This window comes from Pseudomonas sp. TE3899 (genome assembly GCF_056279105.1).
In genome coordinates, this window is the sequence record NZ_JBWBQR010000001.1 from 3,805,033 (window position 1) to 3,829,590 (window position 24,558).

General features: G+C 59.9%; 20 protein-coding genes. 14 read left to right on the forward strand and 6 right to left on the reverse strand.

What is annotated here, in order from left to right; translation table 11 throughout:
• The first annotated feature begins 134 nt into the window (after window positions 1–134).
• The 3 genes from ACZ89E_RS17470 to ACZ89E_RS17480 all read left to right on the forward strand — a co-directional run bounded on the left by ACZ89E_RS17470 (window position 135) and on the right by ACZ89E_RS17480 (window position 3,059).
• Window positions 135–1,082, forward strand: coding sequence for an ornithine cyclodeaminase family protein (locus tag ACZ89E_RS17470; RefSeq protein ID WP_476256132.1), 948 nt, complete (start codon window positions 135–137; stop codon window positions 1,080–1,082).
• A 136-nt stretch (window positions 1,083–1,218) separates the two neighbouring features.
• The gene (locus tag ACZ89E_RS17475) at window positions 1,219–2,346 is read left to right on the forward strand and encodes an NAD(P)/FAD-dependent oxidoreductase (RefSeq protein ID WP_149657487.1); all 1,128 of its coding nucleotides are present in this window, start codon (window positions 1,219–1,221) and stop codon (window positions 2,344–2,346) included.
• A gap of 86 nt (window positions 2,347–2,432) precedes the next feature.
• Complete coding sequence (locus tag ACZ89E_RS17480) at window positions 2,433–3,059, forward strand: helix-turn-helix transcriptional regulator (protein WP_149657488.1); 627 nt, start codon at window positions 2,433–2,435, stop codon at window positions 3,057–3,059.
• Window positions 3,060–3,167: 108 nt separating this feature from the next.
• On the opposite strand, the gene ACZ89E_RS17485 is transcribed toward ACZ89E_RS17480, so the two are convergent.
• The 6 genes from ACZ89E_RS17485 to ACZ89E_RS17510 all read right to left on the reverse strand — a co-directional run bounded on the left by ACZ89E_RS17485 (window position 3,168) and on the right by ACZ89E_RS17510 (window position 8,462).
• Complete coding sequence (locus ACZ89E_RS17485; RefSeq protein ID WP_149657489.1) at window positions 3,168–3,944, reverse strand: ABC transporter substrate-binding protein; 777 nt, start codon at window positions 3,942–3,944, stop codon at window positions 3,168–3,170.
• Between the two features lie 290 nt (window positions 3,945–4,234).
• On the reverse strand, window positions 4,235–4,687 hold the full coding sequence (gene moaE / locus ACZ89E_RS17490) for a molybdopterin synthase catalytic subunit MoaE (protein ID WP_149657490.1): 453 nt from the start codon (window positions 4,685–4,687) through the stop codon (window positions 4,235–4,237).
• Window positions 4,688–4,689: 2 nt separating this feature from the next.
• On the reverse strand, window positions 4,690–4,932 hold the full coding sequence (locus ACZ89E_RS17495; protein ID WP_149657491.1) for a MoaD/ThiS family protein: 243 nt from the start codon (window positions 4,930–4,932) through the stop codon (window positions 4,690–4,692).
• Complete coding sequence (gene moaC / locus ACZ89E_RS17500; RefSeq protein ID WP_476256133.1) at window positions 4,929–5,402, reverse strand: cyclic pyranopterin monophosphate synthase MoaC; 474 nt, start codon at window positions 5,400–5,402, stop codon at window positions 4,929–4,931. The genes ACZ89E_RS17495 and moaC overlap by 4 nt, the downstream gene beginning before the upstream one ends.
• A 194-nt stretch (window positions 5,403–5,596) precedes the next feature.
• Window positions 5,597–6,991 (reverse strand): PhoH family protein, encoded by a 1,395-nt coding sequence (locus tag ACZ89E_RS17505; RefSeq protein ID WP_054049712.1) that lies wholly within the window; start codon window positions 6,989–6,991, stop codon window positions 5,597–5,599.
• A 346-nt stretch (window positions 6,992–7,337) separates the two neighbouring features.
• A complete protein-coding gene (locus ACZ89E_RS17510; RefSeq protein ID WP_476256134.1) occupies window positions 7,338–8,462 on the reverse strand; it encodes a polysaccharide deacetylase family protein in 1,125 nt (374 codons plus the stop codon).
• 311 nt (window positions 8,463–8,773) lie between these two features.
• Between ACZ89E_RS17510 and yaaA the strand changes: the two genes are divergently transcribed.
• The 11 genes from yaaA (at window position 8,774) to ACZ89E_RS17565 (ending at window position 24,549) form a co-directional block, all read left to right on the forward strand.
• Complete coding sequence (yaaA, locus tag ACZ89E_RS17515) at window positions 8,774–9,553, forward strand: peroxide stress protein YaaA (protein ID WP_476256135.1); 780 nt, start codon at window positions 8,774–8,776, stop codon at window positions 9,551–9,553.
• A gap of 805 nt (window positions 9,554–10,358) precedes the next feature.
• The gene (locus ACZ89E_RS17520) at window positions 10,359–11,675 is read left to right on the forward strand and encodes a nucleotide sugar dehydrogenase (protein ID WP_133837121.1); all 1,317 of its coding nucleotides are present in this window, start codon (window positions 10,359–10,361) and stop codon (window positions 11,673–11,675) included.
• 95 nt (window positions 11,676–11,770) lie between these two features.
• Window positions 11,771–13,252 (forward strand): mannuronan synthase, encoded by a 1,482-nt coding sequence (gene alg8, locus ACZ89E_RS17525; protein WP_476256136.1) that lies wholly within the window; start codon window positions 11,771–11,773, stop codon window positions 13,250–13,252.
• Between the two features lie 36 nt (window positions 13,253–13,288).
• Complete coding sequence (locus ACZ89E_RS17530) at window positions 13,289–14,458, forward strand: alginate biosynthesis protein Alg44 (protein WP_149657498.1); 1,170 nt, start codon at window positions 13,289–13,291, stop codon at window positions 14,456–14,458.
• A gap of 9 nt (window positions 14,459–14,467) precedes the next feature.
• A complete protein-coding gene (algK, locus tag ACZ89E_RS17535) occupies window positions 14,468–15,874 on the forward strand; it encodes an alginate biosynthesis TPR repeat lipoprotein AlgK (protein WP_149657499.1) in 1,407 nt (468 codons plus the stop codon).
• A complete protein-coding gene (locus ACZ89E_RS17540; RefSeq protein ID WP_476256137.1) occupies window positions 15,871–17,355 on the forward strand; it encodes an alginate export family protein in 1,485 nt (494 codons plus the stop codon). The genes algK and ACZ89E_RS17540 overlap by 4 nt, the downstream gene beginning before the upstream one ends.
• 26 nt (window positions 17,356–17,381) lie before the next feature.
• Window positions 17,382–18,968: a mannuronan 5-epimerase AlgG gene (gene algG / locus ACZ89E_RS17545; RefSeq protein ID WP_463259455.1), complete on the forward strand. Its 1,587-nt coding sequence runs from the start codon at window positions 17,382–17,384 to the stop codon at window positions 18,966–18,968.
• A gap of 10 nt (window positions 18,969–18,978) precedes the next feature.
• Window positions 18,979–20,439, forward strand: coding sequence for an alginate O-acetyltransferase (locus ACZ89E_RS17550; RefSeq protein ID WP_463259454.1), 1,461 nt, complete (start codon window positions 18,979–18,981; stop codon window positions 20,437–20,439).
• Window positions 20,440–20,450: 11 nt separating this feature from the next.
• Window positions 20,451–21,584 carry a mannuronate-specific alginate lyase gene (locus ACZ89E_RS17555; protein WP_463259453.1) on the forward strand — a complete coding sequence of 378 codons (1,134 nt, stop codon included), beginning with the start codon at window positions 20,451–20,453 and terminating at the stop codon, window positions 21,582–21,584.
• A 212-nt stretch (window positions 21,585–21,796) separates the two neighbouring features.
• On the forward strand, window positions 21,797–23,362 hold the full coding sequence (locus ACZ89E_RS17560) for an MBOAT family O-acyltransferase (protein ID WP_149657504.1): 1,566 nt from the start codon (window positions 21,797–21,799) through the stop codon (window positions 23,360–23,362).
• Window positions 23,363–23,373: 11 nt separating this feature from the next.
• Window positions 23,374–24,549: an alginate O-acetyltransferase gene (locus ACZ89E_RS17565; protein ID WP_149657505.1), complete on the forward strand. Its 1,176-nt coding sequence runs from the start codon at window positions 23,374–23,376 to the stop codon at window positions 24,547–24,549.
• Window positions 24,550–24,558: the final 9 nt, after the last annotated feature.

A 24,558-nucleotide genomic window follows, 5' to 3' on the forward strand; every position in this document is an offset into this window, starting at 1 on the left:
GGCGCACTGAAGGGAGGCGCAGCCGGCAACGGACTGCGCTTTTTTTTCGCCTCGGCTTTTTAACAGGGCTTGCTCAAGAACACTAAAAGTCCATAATGGACAAATAAGTTTACTTTCAGCGCCCGGAGCCGAGCATGTCCAGTACGCCCTACGTGATCCACCAACATCAGGCCCGCGAGCTGCTGGCCCAGGTCGATGTACCGCAGATCCTGCGCAAACTGTTCCGCGACCTGGCCGCCGGGCAAGCCGTGCAACCGGCGCAGCAACTGGTGGAATTCCCCCAGGGCGCAGGCGACTTCATCAACTATCTGGGCGTGTTGGCCGAAGATGGCGTCTACGGGATCAAGACTTCGCCCTATATCGTGCGTGAACAAGGTCCGCTGGTGACCGCGTGGACGTTGCTCATGTCGATGCAAACCGGCCAGCCGCTGTTGCTGTGCGATGCCGGGGAACTGACCACCGCCCGCACCGCCGCGACCACCGCCGTAGCAGTCGACGCCCTCGCCCCGCTGAACGCCCGACGTTTGGCGATTATCGGCAGTGGCAAAGTGGCCCAGGCGCATTTGCACTACGTCAAGGACCTGCGGGACTGGCAGAGCATCAGCCTGTTCTCGCCAGGCTTGAGCGAACTGGATGCCGAGGCTCGGGCACACCTGCAAAGCCTCGACTCACGGCTGAGCCTCGTCGACAGTCGCGAAGCAGCGATTCACGACGCCGACGTGATCATGCTCTGCACCTCGTCCGCCGGCCCGGTGATCGATCCGGCCACCCTGAGCAAACCCGCCCTGATCACCTCGATCAGCACCAACGCCCCACGGGCCCACGAAGTGCCACCCCAGCGCCTCAACGACATGCAGGTGTTCTGCGACTATCGTCAGACCACCCCAGGCTCGGCGGGTGAAATGCTGATTGCCGGTGAACAGCATGGCTGGGACAAAAATGCGATTGTCGGCGACTTGCCGGATTTGCTCAGCGAGAAAGTGCAGCGTCCGGGCTACGACCGTCATGTGTTCTTCCGCTCCATAGGCCTGGGCCTGGAAGACATTGCGCTGGCCAATGCCCTTTACCACCTCCAGCACTAACCCCGCCCCTGTAGGAGCGAGGCTTGCCCGCGAAGGCAGTGTGTCAGTCTCCATATTTGTCTACTGACACACCGCCTTCGCGGGCAAGCCTCGCTCCTACGCACACACATTATTTGCGCCTTTTCAGGAGACGTTCATGAGCCAGGCAGACTTCATCATCATCGGCGGCGGGATTGCCGGCGCTTCCACCGGGTACTGGCTGTCGCAGCACGCACGCGTCATCGTGCTGGAGCGCGAAACCCATCCGGCCTATCACTCCACCGGACGTTCGGCGGCGCTGTACACCGCCGCTTATGGCACACCGCAAGTGCGCGCGTTGACCCAGGCCAGCCGCGACTTCTTCGACGCCCCGCCCGCCGGTTTCTGCGATCACCCGCTGCTGACCCCACGTGGCGAGATGACCGTGGATTTCACCGGTGATCCGGCCGAGCTGAACAATCAATACCTGAGTGCCAAAGCCACGGTGCCGCAGATGCAACTGCTCAGCGCCGAAGAAGCCTGTGCGCGCCTGCCGATCCTGCGCCGGGAAAAAGTCCACGGCGCGATCTACGACCCGACCGCCAGCGACATCGATACCGACGCCTTGCACCAGGGTTATCTGCGCGGGATCAAGCGCAATAAAGGTGAAGTCCACACCGACAGCGAAGTCCTGGGCCTGGCCCGTGACGCCGACGGTGTATGGCACGTGCAGACCAACGGCCAGACCTTCACCGCACCGATCATCATCAACGCCGCCGGCGCCTGGGCCGACAAGGTCGGTGCGCTGGCCGGCGCCGCATCACTGGGCCTGCAACCGAAACGCCGCGCAGCGTTCATCTTCGCCGGCCCCGAGGGCGTGGACATCCACCACTGGCCAATGCTGGTGGCGCTCGACGAATCCTTCTATATGAAGCCTGATGCCGGCATGTTCCTCGGTTCGCCCGCCAACGCCGACCCGGTGGAACCCCACGACGTCCAGCCCGAAGAACTGGACATCGCCATGGGCATCTACCAAATCGAAGAAGCCACCACCCTGACCATCCGCCGCCCGACCCGCACCTGGGCCGGGCTGCGCAGTTTCGTGGCTGACGGTGATTTGCTGTCCGGTTTCGATACGCAGGTGCCGGGACTGTTCTGGGTTGCGGCGCAAGGGGGCTACGGCATCCAGACCTCACCGGCCATGGGCCAGGCCAGCGCGGCGCTGGTGCGCGGCGAAGCCTTGCCGCAACAGCTGCGCCAATTCGGCCTGGACGCCGCAATGCTCTCCCCGGCACGCCTGGGCTGAGCCGCGTGAGTGACGTGCCGACCCGATTGCGGCAAACTTCCAGCGCCCTGTTTGATGGGGCGCTGACGTTGCCTGGAGCTCCCTGTATGAATGCACCTGAACAAGACCTGGCCCTGGACAACTTCCGGGCGATCGCCGACGCCATCGCCACGCTGTTCTTTCCTCACGCCGAGGTGGTGCTGCACGATTTGCGCACGCAAAAAGTCGATTACATCGCCAACAACCTGTCGAAACGGGAAATCGGTGACGACTCGGCGCTGGAGGACATGCTCAGCGAAGAGGTCAGCGAACGAAACATCGGGCCGTACGAAAAGCTCAATTGGGACGGTCAGAAGATTCGCAGCCTCAGCAGCGTGCTGCGTGACAGTGACGGCCACCCGCTGGCGGTGCTGTGCATCAACCTGAATATTTCGCTGTTCGAAAATGCCAAGGCGGCGCTGGATCTGTTCCTGTCGCCGACCAAGCTGATCCCGCAACCGGACGCCCTGTTTCGCGATGACTGGCAGGAACGGATCAACACCTTCCTGCATGCCTGGCTGCGCGAACGTCAGTTGAGCCTGAACGTGCTGACCCGCGACCACAAACGCGAACTGGTACTGGCGCTGCACGCCGAAGGGGCGTTCAAGGGCAAAAGCGCCTCGAACTATGTGGCCAATGTGCTGAACATGGGGCGGGCGACGGTGTACAAGCATTTGAAGGAATTGAAGGGTTAGGCATTTTGAGGTGTGTTGTTTGAGCGGGCCTCTTCGCGGGCAAGCCTCGCTCCTACAGGTGGAATGCGTATACCTGTAGGCGCGAGGCTTGCCCGCGAAGGCGGTTAATCAATCGCCGTAGATATCCGACTTGAAATACTTGTCGGAAATCTTCTGATACTCGCCACTCGCACGAATGCCATCAATCGCCGCATTCAGCTCGCTGACCAACTCGGTATTGCCCTTGCGCACGGCAATCCCGGCGCCCTCGCCCACGTATTTCGGGTCTTTCAGCTCCGGCCCGACAAACGCGTAGCCCTTGCCGCGAGGCATCGACAGGAAGTCACTGAGCGGAATGGTGTCGGCAAAAATCGCATCGAGGCGACCGGCGGCCAGATCCATGTAGATTTCTTCGTTGTTGCCGTAGCGCTTGACGTTGATGCCCTTGGGTTCGAACACCTCAGTGGCGTAACGGTCGGTGGTGGTCGCGCGCTGCACGCCAATGGTCTTGCCCTTGAGGCTGGCGTACTGATCATCCACCGTCGCGCCTTCCTTCATCACCAGCCGCGAGGAGGTGAAGTAGTACTTGTGGGTGAAATCCACCGACTTCTTGCGGTCTTCGTTGATGGTCATGGACGACAGCGCCATGTCGATTTTCTTCACTTTCAGGGAAGGAATCAGACCGTCGAACTCACCTTCGACCCAGGTGCACTTGACCTTCATCTGCGCGCACAAGGCGTTGCCGATGTCGTAGTCGAAACCGACGATCTCGCCTTTGTCGGTCTTGGAGGCGAACGGCGGATACGCGGCTTCGATGCCGATGCGCAGGGTTTTCTCGGCGGCGAACACGCTGCTGCACGCCAACAGGCTCAGGGCCAGACCGGTAATGAGTGGGAATTTCTTCATGTTCGTTTTCTCGCGGGTTGTTGTTGGTTTGGCAAGAGAGAAGAAGAGCTGGAACGGGTACTTTTTGTACTTGTAATTCCATACTGGACTTTTACGTACAAATCGTCAATCGCGCGCGTGGATCTGCTGCGCCTCTGGTCGGGTGGTGAGTCAGGGGGGATTTTTGGTGGTGCGGAGGGCCTCTTCGCGGGCAAGCCTCGCTCCTACGGTTGTTCACACATTCGGTGAACGACACAAAACTTGTAGGAGCGAGGTTTGCCCGCGAAGGCGTACTTAAGCGCGCTGCAAAATTATTTCTTCCAACGATCCGCCGCCGCATGATCACTGTCGCGCCCTTCCACCCAGCGCGGTCCGTCGCTGGTGTTTTCTTTCTTCCAGAACGGCGCGCGGGTTTTCAGGTAATCCATGACGAAGGCGCAGGCATCGAACGCGGCTTGGCGGTGGGCGCTGGCGGCGCCGACGAAGACGATCGGCTCGCCCGGTTCCAGAGCGCCGATGCGGTGCAGCACTTCCAGCTTGAGCAGCGGCCAGCGCTGTTCGGCCTCCAGTGCAATCTTGCCCAGGGCCTTTTCGGTCATGCCTGGATAGTGTTCGAGGAACATCCCGGCAACATCGAGCCCGTCATTGAAGTCGCGCACGTAGCCGACAAAACTCACCACCGCGCCGACGCCGACATTGGCGGCGTGCATGGCGTTGACTTCAGACCCCGGATCGAACGCCGTGGCTTGCACGCGAATCGCCATGCTCAGCCCCCGGTCACGGTCGGAAAGAACGCCACTTCATCGCCGTCGACCACCGGCTCGTCGAGCTGGCAGAGGTCTTCGTTGCGGGCGCACATCAGGTTTTGTTCGCTCAACACGTCGGCACCGTCGCGTTGCGCCAGCAGCGCCCGCACGTCATCGACCGTGGCGAAGTCGCCTTCAACCTTGACCGAGTCCACGCCCAGGGCTTCGCGGTAACGGGCGAAAAACTTCACCGTGACCTTCATGACGGATCTGCCTGGAAGTGCCCGCTCTTGCCGCCGATTTTCTCCAGCAGCCGCACGCTTTCAATGGTCATGCCCCGGTCAACGGCCTTGCACATGTCATAGATGGTCAGCGCGGCGACACTGGCGGCGGTCAGGGCTTCCATTTCGACGCCGGTCTGCCCGGACAACTTGCAACGCGCGACGATGCGCACGGTATCGTCGCCTTCGGCACTGAGCTCGACCTTGACGCCGGTGAGCATCAACGGGTGGCACAGGGGAATCAGATCGCTGGTTTTCTTCGCCGCTTGAATGCCGGCAATGCGCGCCACGGCGAACACATCACCCTTGGGGTGACCGCCGCTGACGATCATTTGCAGGGTTTCGGGCTGCATGCGCACCAGCGCCTGGGCGGTCGCTTCACGGAACGTCACGGCTTTTTCAGTGACGTCGACCATGTTGGCGCGACCTTGGGAATCGAGATGAGTCAGCACGAGGCCTCCTTGAGGCAGCTACAAGCGGCAAGCTACGAGCGGCAAGTGAAAAGCGCAGTAGCTGCAGGTATGGAGGAAAGCATTTAAGCAGCCAAAAGCCGCAAGCTTCAAGCGCTAAGTGAGGTTCACTTGGTTCGCCTGAAACTTGCGGCTTGCAGCTTAAAGCTTGCAGCTTGCAGCTTAAAGCTTGCAGCTTAGAGATGAGTCTCTGCGTATTCCGCCAGAATCGAACGTGGCACCCCTTGCAGGGTGATGTGTACACCGTTAGGGAAATCCTTGAAGCGTTCAGTCAGGTAGGTCAGCCCGGAGCTGGTCGCGGACAGGTAAGGGGTGTCGATCTGTGCCAGGTTGCCCAGGCACACCACTTTGGAACCGGCGCCTGCACGGGTGATGATGGTTTTCATCTGGTGCGGCGTGAGGTTCTGGCATTCGTCGATCAAAATCAGACTCTGCTGGAAGCTGCGACCCCGGATGTAGTTGAGGGATTTGAACTGCAACGGCACTTTGCTGAGGATGTAGTCGACGCTGCCATGGGTGTTTTCGTCATCCATGTGCAAGGCTTCGAGGTTGTCGGTGATGGCGCCCAGCCAAGGCTCCATTTTTTCCGCTTCGGTGCCGGGCAGGAAGCCGATCTCCTGGTCCAGGCCCTGCACGCTACGCGTCGCGATGATCCGGCGATAGCGTTTGCTGACCATGGTCTGCTCGATGGCAGCGGCCAGGGCCAGGATGGTTTTACCGGAACCGGCGGCGCCGGACAGGTTGACCAAATGAATGTCTGGATCGAGTAAGGCGTAGAGCGCCAGGCTCTGATAGATGTCACGCGGTTTCAGGCCCCAGGCTTCCTGGTGCAACAGGGGTTCCTGATGCAGGTCGAGAATCAGCAGGCGGTCCTCTTCGATTTCCTTGATCCAGCCGACAAACCCTTGTTCGTCGATGATGAATTCGTTGATGTGCACTGCCGGCAGGTTGTCGATCAGCTTCACCTGATGCCAGGTGCGGCCGTGGTCCTGACGGGTTTCGACCTTGCTCACGAGGTCCCAGAAGGAGCCGGTCATGTTGTGGTAGCCGTTAGGCAGCAGCGAAACGTCGTCGACCAGTTGGTCGGTGCTGTAGTCCTCGGCCGCGATCCCGCACGCTCGGGCCTTGAGGCGCATGTTGATGTCTTTGGTGACCAGCACCACGGGCAGTTTGGGTTCGCGCGCGTGCAGGTCGATCAACTGGTTGATGATGATGTTGTCGTTCAGGTGCTCGGGCAAGATGATGTTCGGCTCGGCGCGCTTGCTCATCAGAATTGACAGCAAACCCTTGGGCCCACTCTTGCCGCGCTGGATCGGCACACCGAGTTCGACATCTTCCGGGCTGGCATCGCCCAGGGTCTTGTCGATCAGGCGGATCGCCTGACGGCATTCGGCCGCAACGCTGTGATGCCCGCTCTTGAGCTTATCCAGCTCCTCAAGCACGGTCATCGGGATCGCAACGTGGTGTTCTTCGAAGTTAAGCAGGGCGTTTGGATCGTGAATCAATACGTTGGTATCGAGTACATAAAGGATTGGCTGGTTGGAGGAAGAACTACGTCCGTGATCATCCATACTCGGTCACCTTTGTGGGAGCCATTCGACGCAATACCGTGACAGTGCTGCGCCTCGAAGTGGCCACCGAATTCACCTGTTGGGACTCAAGTGAACTGCTCACAAATGGGTCTTGGAAGACGCCACCTGTGTTGCAGGTTTCGGCGGTCTGTCTTCGTAATACTCCAAAACCCATGACAGAAAAAAGCACTTTGACGTTTTTTTGAAGTTTATTTTTCAGAGTGACGAATAGCCCTTGGCGTGCAGGCATTGTGCCGTTAAAGTCGGAAGTCCGCCTGCATCGAAATTCCTTCCAAAATCACCCCAACCTGCCCTCTGCCTCAACGTTTTCGGGCTTTTCACGCTTTCAGCGAAACGCCACCTGACAGTCCTGCCAACCGATCCCGCTTTGCGCCGTTTGCGCGATCAGCCAGGGCATCGACGTTTTCACCGCGTCCTGCTTCACATTGAAATTGATCACGCCGTGGCGCCACAACAGCATCAGGGTCAGCACCCGTTGTGCGCTTTGTGGGCCCTTGAGCTTGCCGGCGCCGTCCTGGGGATCGATGTCCCACAAAGCCACCTGCAAACCCTGGGACTCGAAGAAGCCCTGGGCATCGGAACGCCGTTGACCATCGGGCGGGCGGAACAGCGGCACGTAGTTCTCCGGGAGCTTGCTCTTGACCAGGTCGGCGCTGCGCCGCACCGAGTCCTGCCAGTCCTGCCAATGGCTGTGGGAGCGGAACTCCCAGCCCTGCACGCCGAGGCATTGCTGTGAATACATGGCTTGCAGGCTCGCCACCGAACGATCGGCCAGCCGCGCCTGGATGTCCTTGCCGAGGACGAAGAACGTGCCGTTCATGTTCGACTTGCGCAGGTACTCGGTCACCCACCCGGTGTTGTCCGGCACCGCATTGACGGCGCTGTCGAAGGTCAGCAGAAACAGCCGGTCATGCATCTCGTCGCCATTGCGCTCATAGTCGCCAAAACGATCGACTTCACTGCTGGTTTGCGGAAACAGCGCGGCCTTGCGCAACTGCTCGTCGAGGTACTGGGCGTGGAATAACCGGCTCGGCTCGGACCACTTGATATAGAAGCTGTCGTCGCTGACCACGAACTTGGCCGCTTGCTCGCGCAGGGTCGGCAGGTCTTCGACCAGGAAACAGAACGACGCATCCTGGTCGCAGCTCTGCTGGGCGAAGTTGTAGTTGGTCAGCAAGCGCTGCCACATACGCTCGCGTAGGGCGTTGATCGAGTCCAGATTGATCGTGCGCAGGCCCAGGCGCTGAGCCAGGCTCGCTTCATTCAGGGACTCGCTGGCCAGCAGCACCCGGGCAAACATGAGGATTTCGGCCCGGGAGGCGACGTCGAACAGGGTCGGGCTGGTGAGTTGTTCCGGCCAGGTGCTGCGATCCAGCGTCGCCACGTCGCCAGGCGCCGCCAGGGCGCCAAAACTCAAGAGCCAGGCCGAGAATAAAAGAACGATACGCAATGGGATGTCTCCATAACAAAACCCGCGCGGCACTATAGCTGATCCCGCCGACATTCCCGCAGCAGCACTGAACCCATTGTGGCGAGGGAGCTTGCTCCCGCTGGGCTGCGAAGCAGACCCAAAGCCCGCGACCTCATTCCTTCAGGTGAAACCTGTGCAGCAATCTTGCGACCGCTTCGCGCTCCAGCGGGAGCAAGCTCCCTCGCCACAAAAGCCCGTCCAGTCAAACCACCGATCACCTATGGACTTGATAGCTGGAGTCATCAAGCGCAACCCCCTAGAATCGCCGCACGATTAAAGGAGACGACTTCATGCTGATGGTGATTTCCCCCGCCAAGACCCTCGATTACGAAACACCGCCGGCCACCCAGCGCTTCACCCAGCCGCAATACCTGGACCATTCCCAGGAGCTGATCATGCAACTGCGCGACCTCACGCCGGCGCAGATCAGCGAGTTGATGCACGTCTCCGACAAGATCGGCGGGCTCAACGCCGCGCGTTTCGGCAGCTGGACCCCGGCGTTCACCCCGAAAAACGCCAAGCAGGCACTGCTGGCCTTCAAGGGCGACGTGTACACCGGCCTGAACGCGCAAACCTTCAGCGAAGCCGACTTCGACTACGCCCAGCAGCATTTGCGCATGCTCTCTGGCCTCTACGGCCTGCTGCGCCCGCTGGACCTGATGCAGCCTTATCGGCTGGAAATGGGCACCAAACTGGCCAATGCCCGCGGCAAGGACCTGTACGCCTTCTGGGGCACGCGAATCAGCGAATGGCTGAACGAAGCGCTGGCCGATCAGGGCGACGATGTGCTGCTGAACCTGGCCTCCAACGAGTACTTCTCGGCGGTCAAACGCAACGCCCTGAACGCGCGCATCATCAATACCGATTTCAAGGACATGAAGAACGGCCAGTACAAAATCATCAGCTTCTACGCGAAGAAGGCTCGCGGGATGATGAGCCGTTTCGTCATCGAAGAGCGCATCAACGACCCGGCCGACCTCAAGCAGTTTGATGTCCAGGGTTATCGCTACAGTGCCGAGCAGTCGAAACCGGACAATCTGGTATTCCTGCGCGACCACGCTCCCGAGTAACGCACACTTTCGGCGCACGACCGCTGGTCGTGCACGCCGTCTGATCGTCCAACAATTCCCCGCCTGTTTCGTCAGTTCACTGGCGCCAAAAATACATCACACCAATTTCTAACTTTTGTTTCACTCGACAATCATGAATTTTTTCAGTAGTGGCACTGACATTTTTTAACAATGGTGGCACTTACCCATCTGATTCGATAATTACCCTATATATAAAGGGCCAAACGGTAAGTGCTATCAGTTTGAAAGCAGTGCCATCTTTCTCAATATTTCAAGAAATTTCAGAATTCGCGATGGGCGGACAGGAACTATGTCCAAATGCGTCGTTCATACCACCGGTAACGATTCTCCCTGAACGTGTAGGAGATAACTTACGCAGAGACGAGAACCATGTAGCCAAGTTGTCACACTAACTTCCGCTTAATGACCTCTTATTTGGGCAACACATATAGGACAGGAGATACGCACCATTACTATCCCCTATACGGCCAAGGCAGCGCCCCTATAAACGTGCTCCACCCGAGCACCCAACCGCTTGATTTACGGGCCCCACGCCTGGCATTGAGCGCGCAAGACCTTTGCACCACGGCCCTGCTAACAGGGCACAGGATGCATAACAGGGCACATCACAATAATAAGGCCTAGTTGCGCACATCTTGAGTGCACTTATTTAGTCACTCGGAACTTAGTATGCCTGCACGCTGCATTGTGGCGCCTGTAAGGCTGCACTTGCGAGTGCACTACGACCGCTGAACACCATTAACTCCGGCCATCTAATGGCTTGATAATTACAGAGGTAAATGCGATGCGCATCAGCATATTTGGTTTGGGTTACGTCGGTGCAGTATGTGCCGGTTGCCTGTCTGCACGTGGCCATGACGTCATTGGCGTCGATGTTGCCAAAGACAAGATCGATATGATCAACGCCGGCAAATCGCCGATCGTTGAACCGGGTCTGGGCGAGCTTCTGCAGAAGGGCATCGAGACGGGCAAACTGCGCGGCACGACCAACTTCGCCGAGGCGATTCGCGACACCGACCTGTCGATGATCTGCGTCGGTACGCCGAGCAAGAAGAACGGCGACCTGGAACTGAACTACATCGAAGCGGTGTGCCGCGAGATCGGTTTTGTCCTGCGCGACAAGACCACCCGCCACACCATCGTAGTTCGCAGCACCGTATTGCCGGGCACCGTCGCAAACGTTGTCATCCCGATTCTCGAAGACTGCTCCGGCAAGAAAGCCGGCGTCGACTTCGGCGTGGCGGTCAACCCTGAGTTCCTGCGTGAAAGCACCGCGATCGCCGACTACGACCTGCCACCGATGACCGTCATCGGCGAATTCGACAAGGCCAGCGGCGACGTGCTGCAAGCCCTGTACGAAGAACTCGACGCACCGATCATCCGCAAGGACATCGCCGTTGCCGAGATGATCAAGTACACCTGCAACGTGTGGCACGCCACCAAAGTGACCTTCGCCAACGAGATCGGCAACATCGCCAAGGCGGTCGGCGTCGACGGTCGCGAAGTGATGGAAGTGGTCTGCCAGGACAAAACCCTGAACCTGTCGCAGTACTACATGCGTCCAGGCTTCGCGTTCGGCGGTTCCTGCCTGCCGAAAGACGTGCGTGCCCTGACCTTCCGCGCCGGTTCCCTGGACGTCGATGCGCCGCTGCTCAACTCGCTGATGCGCAGCAACGTGTCGCAAGTGCAGAACGCTTTCGACATCGTTTCCAGCCACGACAAACGCAAAGTCGCCCTGCTCGGTCTGAGCTTCAAGGCCGGCACCGATGACCTGCGCGAAAGCCCGCTGGTCGACCTGGCGGAAATGCTGATCGGCAAGGGTTACGACCTGAGCATCTACGACAGCAACGTCGAGTACGCCCGTGTCCACGGTGCGAACAAGGACTACATCGAGTCGAAGATCCCGCACGTTTCGTCGCTGCTCAACTCCGACTTCGACGAAGTGATCAACAACTCCGACGTGATCATCCTCGGCAACCGTGACGAGAAATTCCGCGCCCTGGCGGAACAGGCTCCACACGGCAAGCAAGTGATCGACCTGGTCGGCTTCATGTCCCAAGCCACCAGCGTAAGCGGTCGCACCGAAGGGATCTGCTGGTAAAGCAGCAATAAGCGACAAGCTTCAAGCGGCAAGTTAAGCGCTCTTCACTTGCAGCTTGAGGCTTGAAGCTTTCAACTGACTTTAGGATTCCGATTATGCACAGGCTAAAGCACGGCCTACTTCAGGCCGCCGGCTGGCTGTTTTACCTAAGTTTATTGATGGGCATCGCCATGGCGTTGCCTTCGTCCACGTTCGACTCCGAGTCGAAGGACTTCATTTTCCTGATCGGTTTCATCGGGATCTGGCGTTACTCGATGGGTGCCACGCACTTTCTGCGCGGCATGCTGTTCCTGTACGTGGTCTACCCGCACCTGCGGCGCAAAGTGCGCAAGCTGGGTAAAGCGGCAGACCCGTCCCACGTGTTCCTGATGGTCACCAGCTTCCGTATCGACGCGCTGACCACCGCCCAGGTCTACGCCTCGGTGATTCGCGAAGCGATCGACTGCGGCCTGCCGGCCACCATGGTCTGCTCCATCGTGGAAATGTCCGATGAGAAGCTGGTCAAGAGCCTCTGGTCCCGGATGAATCCGCCGGACCGGGTCAAGCTCGACTTCGTGCGCATTCCCGGCACCGGCAAACGCGACGGCCTGGCCTACGGCTTCCGCGCCATCTCCCGCCACTTGCCGGACGAGCGCGCCGTGGTTGCAGTGATCGATGGCGACACCGTGCTTGCTCCGGGCGTCGTGCTCAAGACCGTGCCGTGGTTCCAGCTGTTCGGCAACGTCGGCGGCCTGACCACCAACGAGTTCTGCGAAGTGCGCGGCGGCTACGTCATGGCCGAGTGGCACAAACTGCGTTTCGCCCAACGCCACATCAACATGTGCTCGATGGCTTTGTCCAAGCGCGTGCTGACCATGACCGGGCGGATGTCGGTGTTCCGCGCCACGGTCGTGACCGACCCGGACTTCATCGCCGACGTGGAAAGCGACTCGCTGCAACACTGGCGCCTGGGCCGCTTCAAGTTCCTGACCGGTGACGACAAGTCGAGCTGGTTCAGCCTGATGCGCCTGGGCTACGACACCTTCTACGTCCCCGACGCGGCGATCCACACCGTGGAACACCCGCCGGAAAAAAGCTTCATCAAAGCCAGCCGCAAACTGATGTTCCGCTGGTACGGCAACAACCTGCGCCAGAACTCCCGCGCCCTGGGCCTGGGGATGAAACGCCTTGGTCTGTTCACCTCGGTGGTGCTGTTCGACCAGCGTGTGTCGATGTGGACCTCCCTGCTCGGCCTGACGGTGGCGATCATCGCCAGCTTCAAGTACGGCGCCGCGTTCATCCTCGCGTACCTGCTGTGGATCGGCATCACCCGCCTGATTCTGACCCTGCTGCTGTCGTGCTCCGGTCACCGGATCGGCCCGGCCTACCCGATGATTCTCTATTACAACCAGATCGTCGGCGCGCTGGTGAAGATCTACGTGTTCTTCCGCCTCGACCAACAATCCTGGACTCGCCAGGACACCAAATTGACCCGTGATCTCGCCAGCTTTCAACGTTGGTTCAACACCTGGTCGTCTCGGACCATGACCTTCTCCGCCGGCAGCATTTTCGTCGCCGTGCTGTTGATGATGGTCTGACCGCCCCCTTATTGAATTAACCAGGACATTGCCCCTATGAATACCGCCGTCAACGCCAACGTAGTGCACGAATCTGAAGCCCAGCGCCAACACGCCCGAGTGAAAATCCCGGCCAAGCTGCGGTTCTTCGGCCCTGACCGGACTCCGGTCGATGCCCGGGTCCTCGACCTGTCCGCTGGCGGCCTGGCGTTCAACGCCGGTCAAATGCCGCTGAAAATCGGCGAGGTGTACAAGGCTCGTCTGCAATTCGTCATCGATAACCTTGGCCTGGCCATGGACGTGGAGTTGCAGATCCGCTCCTTCGATCGCCCGACCGGGCGTGTCGGCTGCCAGTTCCAGAACCTGGAATCCCAAGACATCTCGACCCTGCGTCACTTGATCACCTCCCACCTGTCCGGCGACATCGTCAGCATGGGTGAAGTACTGGCGACCCTGCAGCGCGACAACTTCACCAAGGCGCGCAAGGTCAAGGATGGCGGCCACGGCATGACCCCATTCGGTCGTTTGCGTGCGGTGACCTTCAGCTTCGCGATTTTCCTGGTCGGCCTCGCTGCCTTCGGTTTCATTTTCAAGTCGGTGTACGGCATGTACTTCGTCAGCCATGCCCAGGCCGGCATCGTCAGCGTCCCGGGCATGAACATCACCATGCCTCGCGATGGCACCGTGCAGAGTCTGATCAAAGACGACGGCATCGCCGCCAAAGGCGCGCCGCTGGCGACCTTCAGCACCAGCATGCTCGACGTGCTCAAGGGCCATCTGGACGAAGACCAGTTGCAACCGGCCAAGGTTGAAGAACTGTTCGGCAAACAAATGACCGGCACCCTGACTTCGCCGTGCGATTGCACCGTGGCCCAGCAACTGGTCGCCAACGGTCAGTACGCCAGCAAGGGCGACGTGATCTTCACCCTGGTGCCGCGTAACAGCGAAGCCAACATCGATGCGCGCTTCACCTATCGCCAGTTCGCCGATGTGCGTCCAGGTGCACCGGTGACCTTCGAAATCGCCGGCGAAGACAAGATCCGCACCGGCAAGATCGTCAGCAGCACCAGCCTGAAAAGTGCCGACCTGTCTTCCGACATCCGCGTACAGATCAAGCCTGACGAGCCGCTGAGCAGCACCTTCGCCGGTCGCCCGGTGGAAGTGAACAGCGATCGTGGCCCGAACCTGAACTGGCTGATCGACAAAGCCATGGCCGCCGGTATTTAAGCAGAGGACATGCCTGTGACGAGCCCACTCAGAATCCTGCCGGTCCCGCTGACCCTGGCCATGGCAATTGCCCTGGCCGGTTGCGCCGGCCTGCCCGACCAACGCCTGGCGAACGAAGCGCTCAAGCGCGGCGACACCGCGCTGGCTCAGCAGAACTACCAGCAACTGGCAGACCTGGGCTACAGCGAAGCACAGGTTGGCCTCGCCGATATCCAGGTCGACAGCCGTGACCCGGCGCAGATGAAACAGGCCGAGGCGACTTACCGCGCCGCGGTCGACGTCTCGCCGCGAGCCCAGGCTCGCCTCGGTCGCCTGCTGGTGGCCAAGCCCGGTTCCACCGAAGCCGAACAGCACGAAGCCGAAGGCCTGTTGAAAAAAGCCGGGGCCAATGGCGAAGGCAACACCCTGATCCCGCTGGCCATGCTGTACCTGCAATACCCGCACAGTTTCCCGAACGTCAACGCCCAGCAGCAGATCAGCAAGTGGCGCGCCGAAGGCAAGCCGGAAGCGGGCCTGGCCCAAGTGCTGCTCTATCGCACCCAGGGCACTTACGACCAGCACTTGGACGAAGTGGAAAGCATCTGCAAAGCGGCGCTGAACACCACCGACATCTGCTACGTCGAACTGGCCACGGTTTACCAGAAACAAGCCAAGCCAGAGCAAACCGCCGAGCTGATCAAACAGATGCAAGCCGCTCACACTCGCGGCACCGTTAGCGCTCAACGCGTCGACAGCGTCGCTCGCGTCCTGGGCGATGCAACCCTGGGCAAGACCGACGAGAAAACCGCGCAGTCGCTGCTCGAAGACATCGCCCCTGGCTACCCCGCTTCCTGGGTCAGCCTGGCGCAACTGCTCTACGACTTCCCGGAACTGGGTGACGTCGACAAAATGATGCAGTACCTGGACAACGGTCGCGCCGCGGACCAACCCCGCGCCGAACTGCTGCTGGGCAAGCTCTACTACGAAGGCAAATGGGTGCCGGCCGACGCCAAGGTCGCCGAAGAACACTTCCAGAAAGCCGTGGGCCGTGAAGTGGCCGCCGATTACTACCTCGGCCAGATCTACCGCCGCGGTTACCTGGGCAAGGTCTATTCCCAGAAGGCTCTGGATCACCTGCTGACCGCTGCGCGCAACGGCCAGAACAGTGCCGACTTCGCCATCGCCCAACTGTTTTCCCAAGGCAAGGGCACCAAGCCCAACCCGGTCAACGCTTACGTCTTCAGCCAGCTGGCCAAGGCTCAGGACACCCCGCAAGCCACTGAGCTTGCGACAACACTCGAAGCCCAACTGCCGCCTGCCCAGCTCGCCGAGGCCCAACGCCTGTTGAAACAAGAACAGGCCGTTCGTGGCGCCTCGAGCCAGAACAAGCTGGATCTGCAAGCCCTGCAAGAAGAAGACGGCGAGGAAAAATTATGAAGTTGAATCCCTTTGTGCAGGCCGGTATTGGCCTGACCTTCGCCCTGCTGTGGTCGTGCCCGACCCTGGCCGCGATGACCGATGCGAAGAACTACGGTCTGGAAGTGAAAATTACCGGCCAGTCCGAAGACGACGCCGACCTCGGCACCGCCAAGGGCGGCGACGTCAACGGCCTGGGCCTCGACCTGCGACCATGGGTCTACGGCGAACGTGGCGCGTGGAGCGCCTATGCGATGGGTCAGGCGGTGACGTCCACCGACATCATCGAAACCGACACCCTGCAACAGGCTGACGACACCAACCAGGCCACCGACAACGGTGATCGCAAGTCGAAGAAAAACTACCTGGCCATGCGTGAGTTCTGGGTCGGCTACAGCGGCCTCACGCCTTACCCGGGCGAGATGCTCAAGCTCGGTCGCCAGCGCCTGCGCAATGACGACGGCCAGTTCCGCGACACCAACATCGAAGCCCTGAACTGGACCTTCGACACCACCCTGTTGCGCGCCAACGCCGGTGTCGCCGAACGCTTCAGCGAATACCGCACCGACTTGAAAGAGCTGGCGCCAAAAGACAAGGATCGCCTGCACGCCTACGCCGACGCCGCGTACCAGTGGACCCCGGGCAACTGGGTCGGCATCCGTGGTCATCACACCCACGATGACGGCAAGCTCGACTACCCGGAACCGGGTGTGGCCGGCGACTCGCTGGACAAGAAACAGAACGGTGACATCAGCTGGCTCGGCCTCACCGCCGACAGCGACGCCTACAACTGGCGCAACACCAACACCGTCAACTACTGGGGCAGCATCACCGGTATGAGCGGCGACACCGATACGGTCAACGCGCTCAACGCCGACGGCACTCGCCCGACCGAAGCCAAGACCGGTGAAGACCTCAACGGCTGGGCCACCGATGTCGGCTTGCGCCTGCGCCTCGATCCGCAATGGCAAGTCGGTGCAGCCTATGCCCGCGCCAGCGCCGATTACCAACAGAACGGCCTGGAAAGCAACCGCTCGAACTACACCGGTACTCGCTCGCGGGTGCACCGTTTCGGCGAAGCCTTCCGTGGCGAAATGAACAACATGCAAACCGCGACCCTGTTCGGTTCGTGGATGCTCAACGACGAATACGACGCCAGCCTCGTGTACCACAAGTTCTGGCGCGTGGACGGCAGCAAGCCGGTGGGCAGCAACGGGATCAACGCCGTCGAGAACAACACCGACGACGCCACCGGCGCGATCCTCTCCAGCACGTCCCTGCCGCTGCAAGATGGCAACAAAGACCTCGGTCAGGAAATGGACCTGGTGGTCACCAAGTACTTCAAGCAAGGGCTGTTGCCTGCCGCTTTGAGCCAGTCGATCGATGAGCCTTCGGCCCTGGTGCGTTTCCGTGGCGGTGTGTTCAAGCCCGGCGATGCCTACGGCAAAGAAGTCGATTCGTACATGCACCGCGCGTTCATCGACGTGATCTGGCGCTTCTGATGCGAGCCGCGAAAGGAGTGCCCGACATGACCTATCCGAAGAGAGGTTCGATCTCTTTGCTGGCCGGCGCGATGCTGCTGGCCAGCTCGGTCGCCTTCGCCAGTGCAGAGCCGACGGCGCCTGCGCAAAAAGGCCAGCCGACCACCCTGGCCAAGGGGCTGCAACAAGCCAAGACCTACACCGTCAGCAGCGCACCGACCGAGCCGCTGGAGCTGGCCAAGCCCACGCTGCCGGACACGTCCGGCTACACCGCCGAAGCCATCGCGGCGAAAATCGTGCGCAGCAAACCGGGCAAGGCCAGCGTGCGCCGGATGATGCAGGAAGACGCCTTGAAGGACTTCATCGGCGGCGACAACAAGATGGCCGAGTGGGTGGTGCGTCAGCACGGCATCCCGCAGGCGATCTTCGTCGACGACGGCTACATGAACCTCAAGGACCTGGCGAAGAAAGAACCCAAGTACATCAGCGAAACCTCGCCGGGCGTGTACCTGGCGAAGTTGCCGATCGTGGTCGGTCGCAAGGGCATCCTCGAAATCGACAAACAGACCCAGGAACTGCGCCTGTCCCAAGAGGCCGGTTCGTTCCTGGTCAACGACGGCCAGTTGTTTGTACGCGACACCAAGATCACTGGGTGGAGCGAGAAGAACAACGGCCCGGCGCTGTTCAAGACGCCGAAAGAATTTCGTCCGTTCCTGCTGTCCTGGGGCGGCACCGAAACCTACATCGCGAACAGCAAGATCGCCAGTTTCGGCTACGCCAACAGTAAGTCCTACGGCGTGAGTATTTCCCAGTACACGCCGAACATGGCCAAGGTGCTCAAACGCCCTGAACCGACCGGCTGGATCGTCGGCTCCGAGTTCTCGGACATGTGGTACGGCTTCTACTGCTACGAAACCCGCGACTTCGTGGTCAAGGGCAATACCTACAAAGACAACATCGTCTACGGCATTGACCCGCATGACCGGTCGCATGGCCTGATCATCGCCGACAACACCGTCTACGGGACCAAGAAGAAGCACGGGATCATCATTTCCCGTGAGGTCAACGACAGCTTCATCTTCAACAACCGCAGCTACGACAACCACCTCTCGGGGCTGGTCATCGACCGTAACAGCGTGAACAACCTGATCGCCTACAACGAGATCTACAAGAACCACACCGACGGCATCACCCTCTACGAGAGTGCCGACAACCTGATCTACGGCAACAAGGTGATGGGCAACAAGCGCCACGGCATCCGGATTCGTAACAGCGTGAACATTCGCCTCTACGAAAACCTCGCCATGGCCAACGGCCTGACCGGCGTTTACGGCCACATCAAGGACCTGAGCGACACCGACCGAGACATCAAGCTCGACCCGTTCGACGCCCAGGTGTCGCTGATCGTGGTCGGCGGTGAACTGGCCGGCAATGGCAGCGGGCCGCTGGCCATTGACTCGCCGCTGAGCGTCGAGTTGTACCGCGTGTCCATGCTCGCGCCGACCAAATCCAGTGGCATCAGCTTCAACGGGATTCTTGGCGAGCGCCAGGATGAAATTCTCGACCTGCTGGTGCGCCAGCAGAAAGCCGTGCTGATCGACCCTGTCGAACGCCAGACCGAAATGCAGGACTGAGGATAATTTTATGCACCCACACTTGATCAAATTACTCAGCCTGTCGGCCCTGACCGCCGGCATTCTCGCGGCCAGCGCCGGGGCCCGTGCCGACGATGCCGCCGCTAGCGCAACCGCGCCGAAGTTCACCGCCGACCCGTGCTGCAACCTGTGCCCGGAAGCCCACGACGCGAAGAATTACACCACCCGGTATCAGCAGAACTTCACCACGCTGGTGCAGGCCCAGGGCGACTGGTTGTTCCGTACGCAAGAAGACTTGCGCACCGAGTTCGATACCTCCCCGGCCGGCTACAAACGCATGAAAGAACTGCACGATGCGTTCAAGAGTAAAGGCGTGGAACTGGTCGTCGTCTACCAGCCGACCCGAGGCCTGGTGAACCGCAACAAGCTCAACCCGGAAGACAAGGCCAAGTACGATTTCGACAAGGCCCTGCGCAATTACAAGACCATGCTCGGCCGTTTCGCCGCCATGGGCTACACCGTGCCGGACCTGTCGCCGCTGACCAACGAGTCGCTGCCCGACACCCTGCCCGCCCACGACTTCTACTTCCGCGGCGACCAACACTGGACGCCGTATGGCGCCCAGCGCACGGCGAAAATCGTCGGTGAGCAAATCAAGCAAATGCCGGCCTTCGCCGACGTGCCGAAACGCGAATTCGAGAGCCATAAGTCGGGTCGCATGGGCAAGACCGGAACATTACACAACATGGCCGGTCAACTCTGTGGCACGAGCTACGCGATCCAGTACATGGATCAGTTCACCACGGAGCCAAAAGGCGAAGCGGCCGATGGCGATCTGTTCAGTGACTCCGGCAATCCGGAGATCACCCTGGTCGGCACCAGCCACAGTGGCAAGAACTACAACTTCGCCGGTTTCCTCGAAGAGGCCATCGGCGCCGACATCCTCAACGTGGCATTCCCTGGCGGTGGCCTGGAAGGTTCGATGCTGCAGTACCTGGGCAGCGACGAGTTCCAGAAGAAGCCGCCGAAAATCCTCATCTGGGAATTCTCGCCGCTCTATCGCCTCGACCAGGAAACCATCTACCGCCAGATGATGGCGTTGTTGGACAACGGTTGCGAAGGTAAGGAAGCACAGATGTCCGGTAGCGCCACATTGAAACCGGGCAAAAACGAATTAATGGTCAACAGCAAAAACCTGAACCTGCAAAACGGCAGTCACCAGGTCGACATCCAGTTCGCCGATACGTCGGTGAAAGTCCTGCAAGCCACCCTCTGGTACATGAACGGTCGCCACGAGGACATCAAGATCGAAAAACCGGAAACCTCCGACACTGACGGGCGTTTCGCCTTTGAGTTGCGCACGGACGAAGACTGGGCCACGCAGAATCTGCTGGCCGTCGAAGTCCAGGGCCCTGAAGCAGGTGCCGCGCCACAAAAAGTCGAAGCGAAAATCTGCAAACGCAACGTGTTCTCTGGTGCTGAGCAACGTACCGCTCAGGCCGGACAATGAGGCTCCCTCTTATGACCTGCATGCAAACCCGAACTTTGAAAAGATTACTCGCGCCCTCCCTGCTGACGTTGGCGATGTTCGCCGGCGCCACCCAGGCCGCCGCGCCATTGCGTCCGCCCCAGGGCTACTTCGCGCCGATTGAAAAAGTGAAGACCGGCGACAAGAGCGAAGGCTGTGATGCGATGCCGACGCCCTACACCGGCGCCCTGCAATTTCGCAGCAAATACGAAGGCTCCGACAAGGCCCGTTCGACCCTGAACGTGGCGTCGGAAAAAGCCTTCCGCGACACCACCGCCGACATCACCAAACTGGAACGCGGCACCAGCAAGCGCGTAATGCAGTACATGCGTGACGGTCGCCCGGAACAACTCGAATGCACGCTCAACTGGCTGACCGCGTGGGCCAAGGCCGATGCGTTGATGTCCAAGGACTTCAACCACACCGGCAAGTCGATGCGCAAATGGGCCTTGGGCAGCATGGCGTCGTCGTACATTCGCCTGAAGTTCTCCGACTCGCATCCGTTGGCCAACCACCAGCAAGAGTCGCAGTTGATCGAAGCCTGGTTCAGCAAAATGGCCGACCAGGTGGTCAGCGATTGGGACAACCTGCCGCTCGACAAAACCAACAACCACTCGTACTGGTCCGCCTGGTCGGTGATGGCAACGTCCATCGCCACCAACCGTCGCGACCTGTTTGATTGGTCGGTGAAGGAATACAAAGTCGGCGCCAATCAGATTGACGCCGAGGGCTTCCTGCCGAACGAGCTCAAGCGCCAGCAACGCGCCCTGTCCTATCACAACTACGCCCTGCCGCCACTGTCGATGATCGCCAGTTTCGCCTTGGTCAACGGTGTGGATTTGCGTCAGGAAAACAACGGCGCGCTGAAACGCCTGGGTGATCGCGTGCTGTCCGGGGTGAAAGATCCGGAAGAGTTCGAGAAGAAGAACGGCAAGGAACAGGACATGACCGACCTCAAGGTCGATTCGAAATTCGCCTGGCTCGAACCGTTCTGCTCGCTCTACACCTGCTCGCCGGATGTGCTTGAGAAGAAGCACGAGATGCAGCCGTTCAAGACCTTCCGCCTCGGTGGTGACTTGACCAAGGTCTACGACCCGGCGAATGAAAAAGGCAACAAAGGCTCCTAGAGCCAAACGCAAAACCCTGTAGGAGCTAGGCTTGCCCGCGAATTCGGTCTGACATTCACCAATGATGTCGACTGACACACCGCCTTCGCGGGCAAGCCTCGCTCCTACAGGGTCAGCGCAAGATTTGAGTTGAGTGTTATTCCCCCGTTTTTCGGTGGGGGGTTTGGGGGGGCTGCGGCCCTTGACTGTTGGTTAAACATGGAGAGATCGGGATGGTATTTTCGTCCAATGTGTTCCTGTTTTTGTTCTTGCCGATCTTTCTCGGCATGTATTACTTGAGCGGGATTCGCTATCGCAACCTGCTGCTGCTGATCGCCAGTTACGTGTTCTATGCCTGGTGGCGCGTGGACTTCCTTGCGCTGTTCGCCGCTGTCACGCTGTGGAACTACTGGATCGGCCTCAAAGTCGGTGCGGCAGGCGTTCGGACCAAACCAGCCCAACGCTGGTTGCTCCTGGGCGTGGCCGTCGACCTGTGCATCCTCGGCTACTTCAAGTACGCCAACTTCGGCGTCGACAGCATCAACGCGATGATGACGTCGGTCGGTCTGTCGCCGTTCATCCTGACCCACGTGCTGTTGCCGATCGGGATCTCGTTCTACATCTTCGAGTCCATCAGCTACATCATCGACGTCTATCGCGGTGATACCCCGGCGACCCGAAACCTGATCGACTTCGCTGCATTCGTTGCGATCTTCCCGCACTTGATTGCCGGCCCGGTGTTGCGTTTCCGCGACCTCGCCGACCAGTTCAACAACCGCACCCACACCCTCGACAAGTTCTCCGAAGGTGCCACGCGGTTCATGCAGGGTTTCATCAAGAAGGTCTTCATCGCCGACACCCTCGCAGTGGTGGCTGACCATTGCTTCGCCTTGCAAGCGCCAACAACCGGCGATGCCTGGCTCGGCGCCCTGGCCTACACCGCGCAACTGTATTTCGACTTCTCCGGTTACAGCGACATGGCCATCGGCCTGGGCTTGATGATGGGTTTCCGCTTCATGGAAAACTTCAAGCAGCCGTACATCAGCCAGTCGATCACCGAGTTCTGGCGTCGCTGGCACATCAGCCTGTCCACCTGGCTGCGTGACTACCTGTACATCACCCTCGGCGGTAACCGCAAAGGAACGTTGATGACCTATCGCAACCTGTTCCTGACCATGCTGCTCGGTGGTCTGTGGCACGGCGCGAACATCACCTACATCGTCTGGGGTGCGTGGCACGGCATGTGGCTGGCGATTGAAAAAGCGTTGGGCCTGAACACCTCGCCACGCAGCATCAACCCGATCCGCTGGGCACTGACGTTCCTGTTGGTGGTGATGGGCTGGGTAATCTTCCGCTCGGAAAACCTGCACGTGGCCGGTCGCATGTACGGCGCGATGTTCAGCTTCGGCGAATGGTCGCTGTCGGAACTCAACCAGGCCAGCCTCACCGGCCTGCAAGTGGCGACCCTGGTGGTGGCTTACATGACCCTGGCGTTCTTCGGCATTCGTGACTTCTACACCAACCTGCCGCCAGAAAAAACCAAGCCAGTGGTGAACGTCGAGGCCGATGGCCCGGCCACCGCGACCCCTGGAATGATCAAAGCCGTACCGGGCGACAACCCGGGCAGCATCCACGAACCGGGCTACACCGTTGGCGTTGAAGCCACTGTGCAACCGGCTTACTGGACGGCGGACTGGTCGCGTTACGTGATGCGCACGCTGGTGCTGGTGTTGTTCATCGCCTCGATTTTCAAACTCTCGGCGCAAAGCTTCTCGCCGTTCCTTTACTTCCAGTTCTGAGGGATCTGACCATGACCCGCTCATTACGCATCCTCTACATCGCCCTGTTCCTGGTGACCCTGTTGGTCCTGGGCCTGTGGTCCACGCGCAGCTTCTTCGGTTTCAGCACCAGTGCCGAAACCACGGTGCTCAACGGCCGCTGGACCAAAGCCGTGGAGACGCACTACGACGCCGAGTTCCCGATCAAGCGCCTGGGCACCAACCTCTGGGCCGCGCTGGATTTCAAACTGTTCAACGAAGGCCGTCCGGGCGTGGTGCTCGGTCGCGATCAATGGTTGTACAGCGATGAAGAATTCAACCCGATCGTCAACGAAGAGCTGAACCTGCAAGGCAACTACGCGCTGGTCGAAGGCGTGCGCCAACAGTTGAAAGCCAAAGGCGTGAAGCTGGTGATGGCGATCGTGCCGGCCAAGGTTCGCCTGTACCCGGAACACCTGGGTGAAGTGAAACCGGCCAGCATCCACGCCAATCTGTACCAGGACTTCCACGCTCGTGTAGCGGCGGACAAGATCCTCGCTCCCGACCTGCTCGGCCCGTTCAATCAGGCCAAGCTTGCGGGTGAGCAAGTGTTCCTGCGCACCGACACCCACTGGACCCCGGAAGGCGCGCAAATCGCCGCCGAAACCCTGGCCAAGACCATTGCCGCGAAAACCCCGCTCAGCGGCGAACCGCAAAACTTCGTCACGACACCGGCGGAAAAAGTCACCCACAAGGGCGATCTGCGACTGTTCCTGCCGCTGGATCCGCTGTTCGAAAACCTGATGCCGGCCACCGAGCCGCTGCAGAAACGCAACACCGTGGCGGCTGACGACCAGCCTGCCGCTGACGACGCTTTGTTCGCCAACAACGAAGTGCCGGTGGCCCTGATCGGCACCAGCTACAGCGCCAACCCGAACTGGAACTTCGTCGGCGCGCTGAAGCAAGCGCTGAAAAGCGACGTAGTCAATTACGCCGAAGACGGCCACGGCCCGATTCTGCCGATGCTCAGCTACCTCAAAAGCGATGCTTTCAAGAACAGCCCGCCACAGGTGCTGATCTGGGAGTTTCCTGAACGTTATCTGCCTGTGAACAACGAAATCGGTGACGCCGACCCGCAGTGGGTCGCAGAGCTCAAAGAAGCTGGCGTGCGCCAACAAAACGTAGCCGCAAACACCAAATCCGAGACGCCCGACCGGGCGCAAAACTGAAAGAGAGAG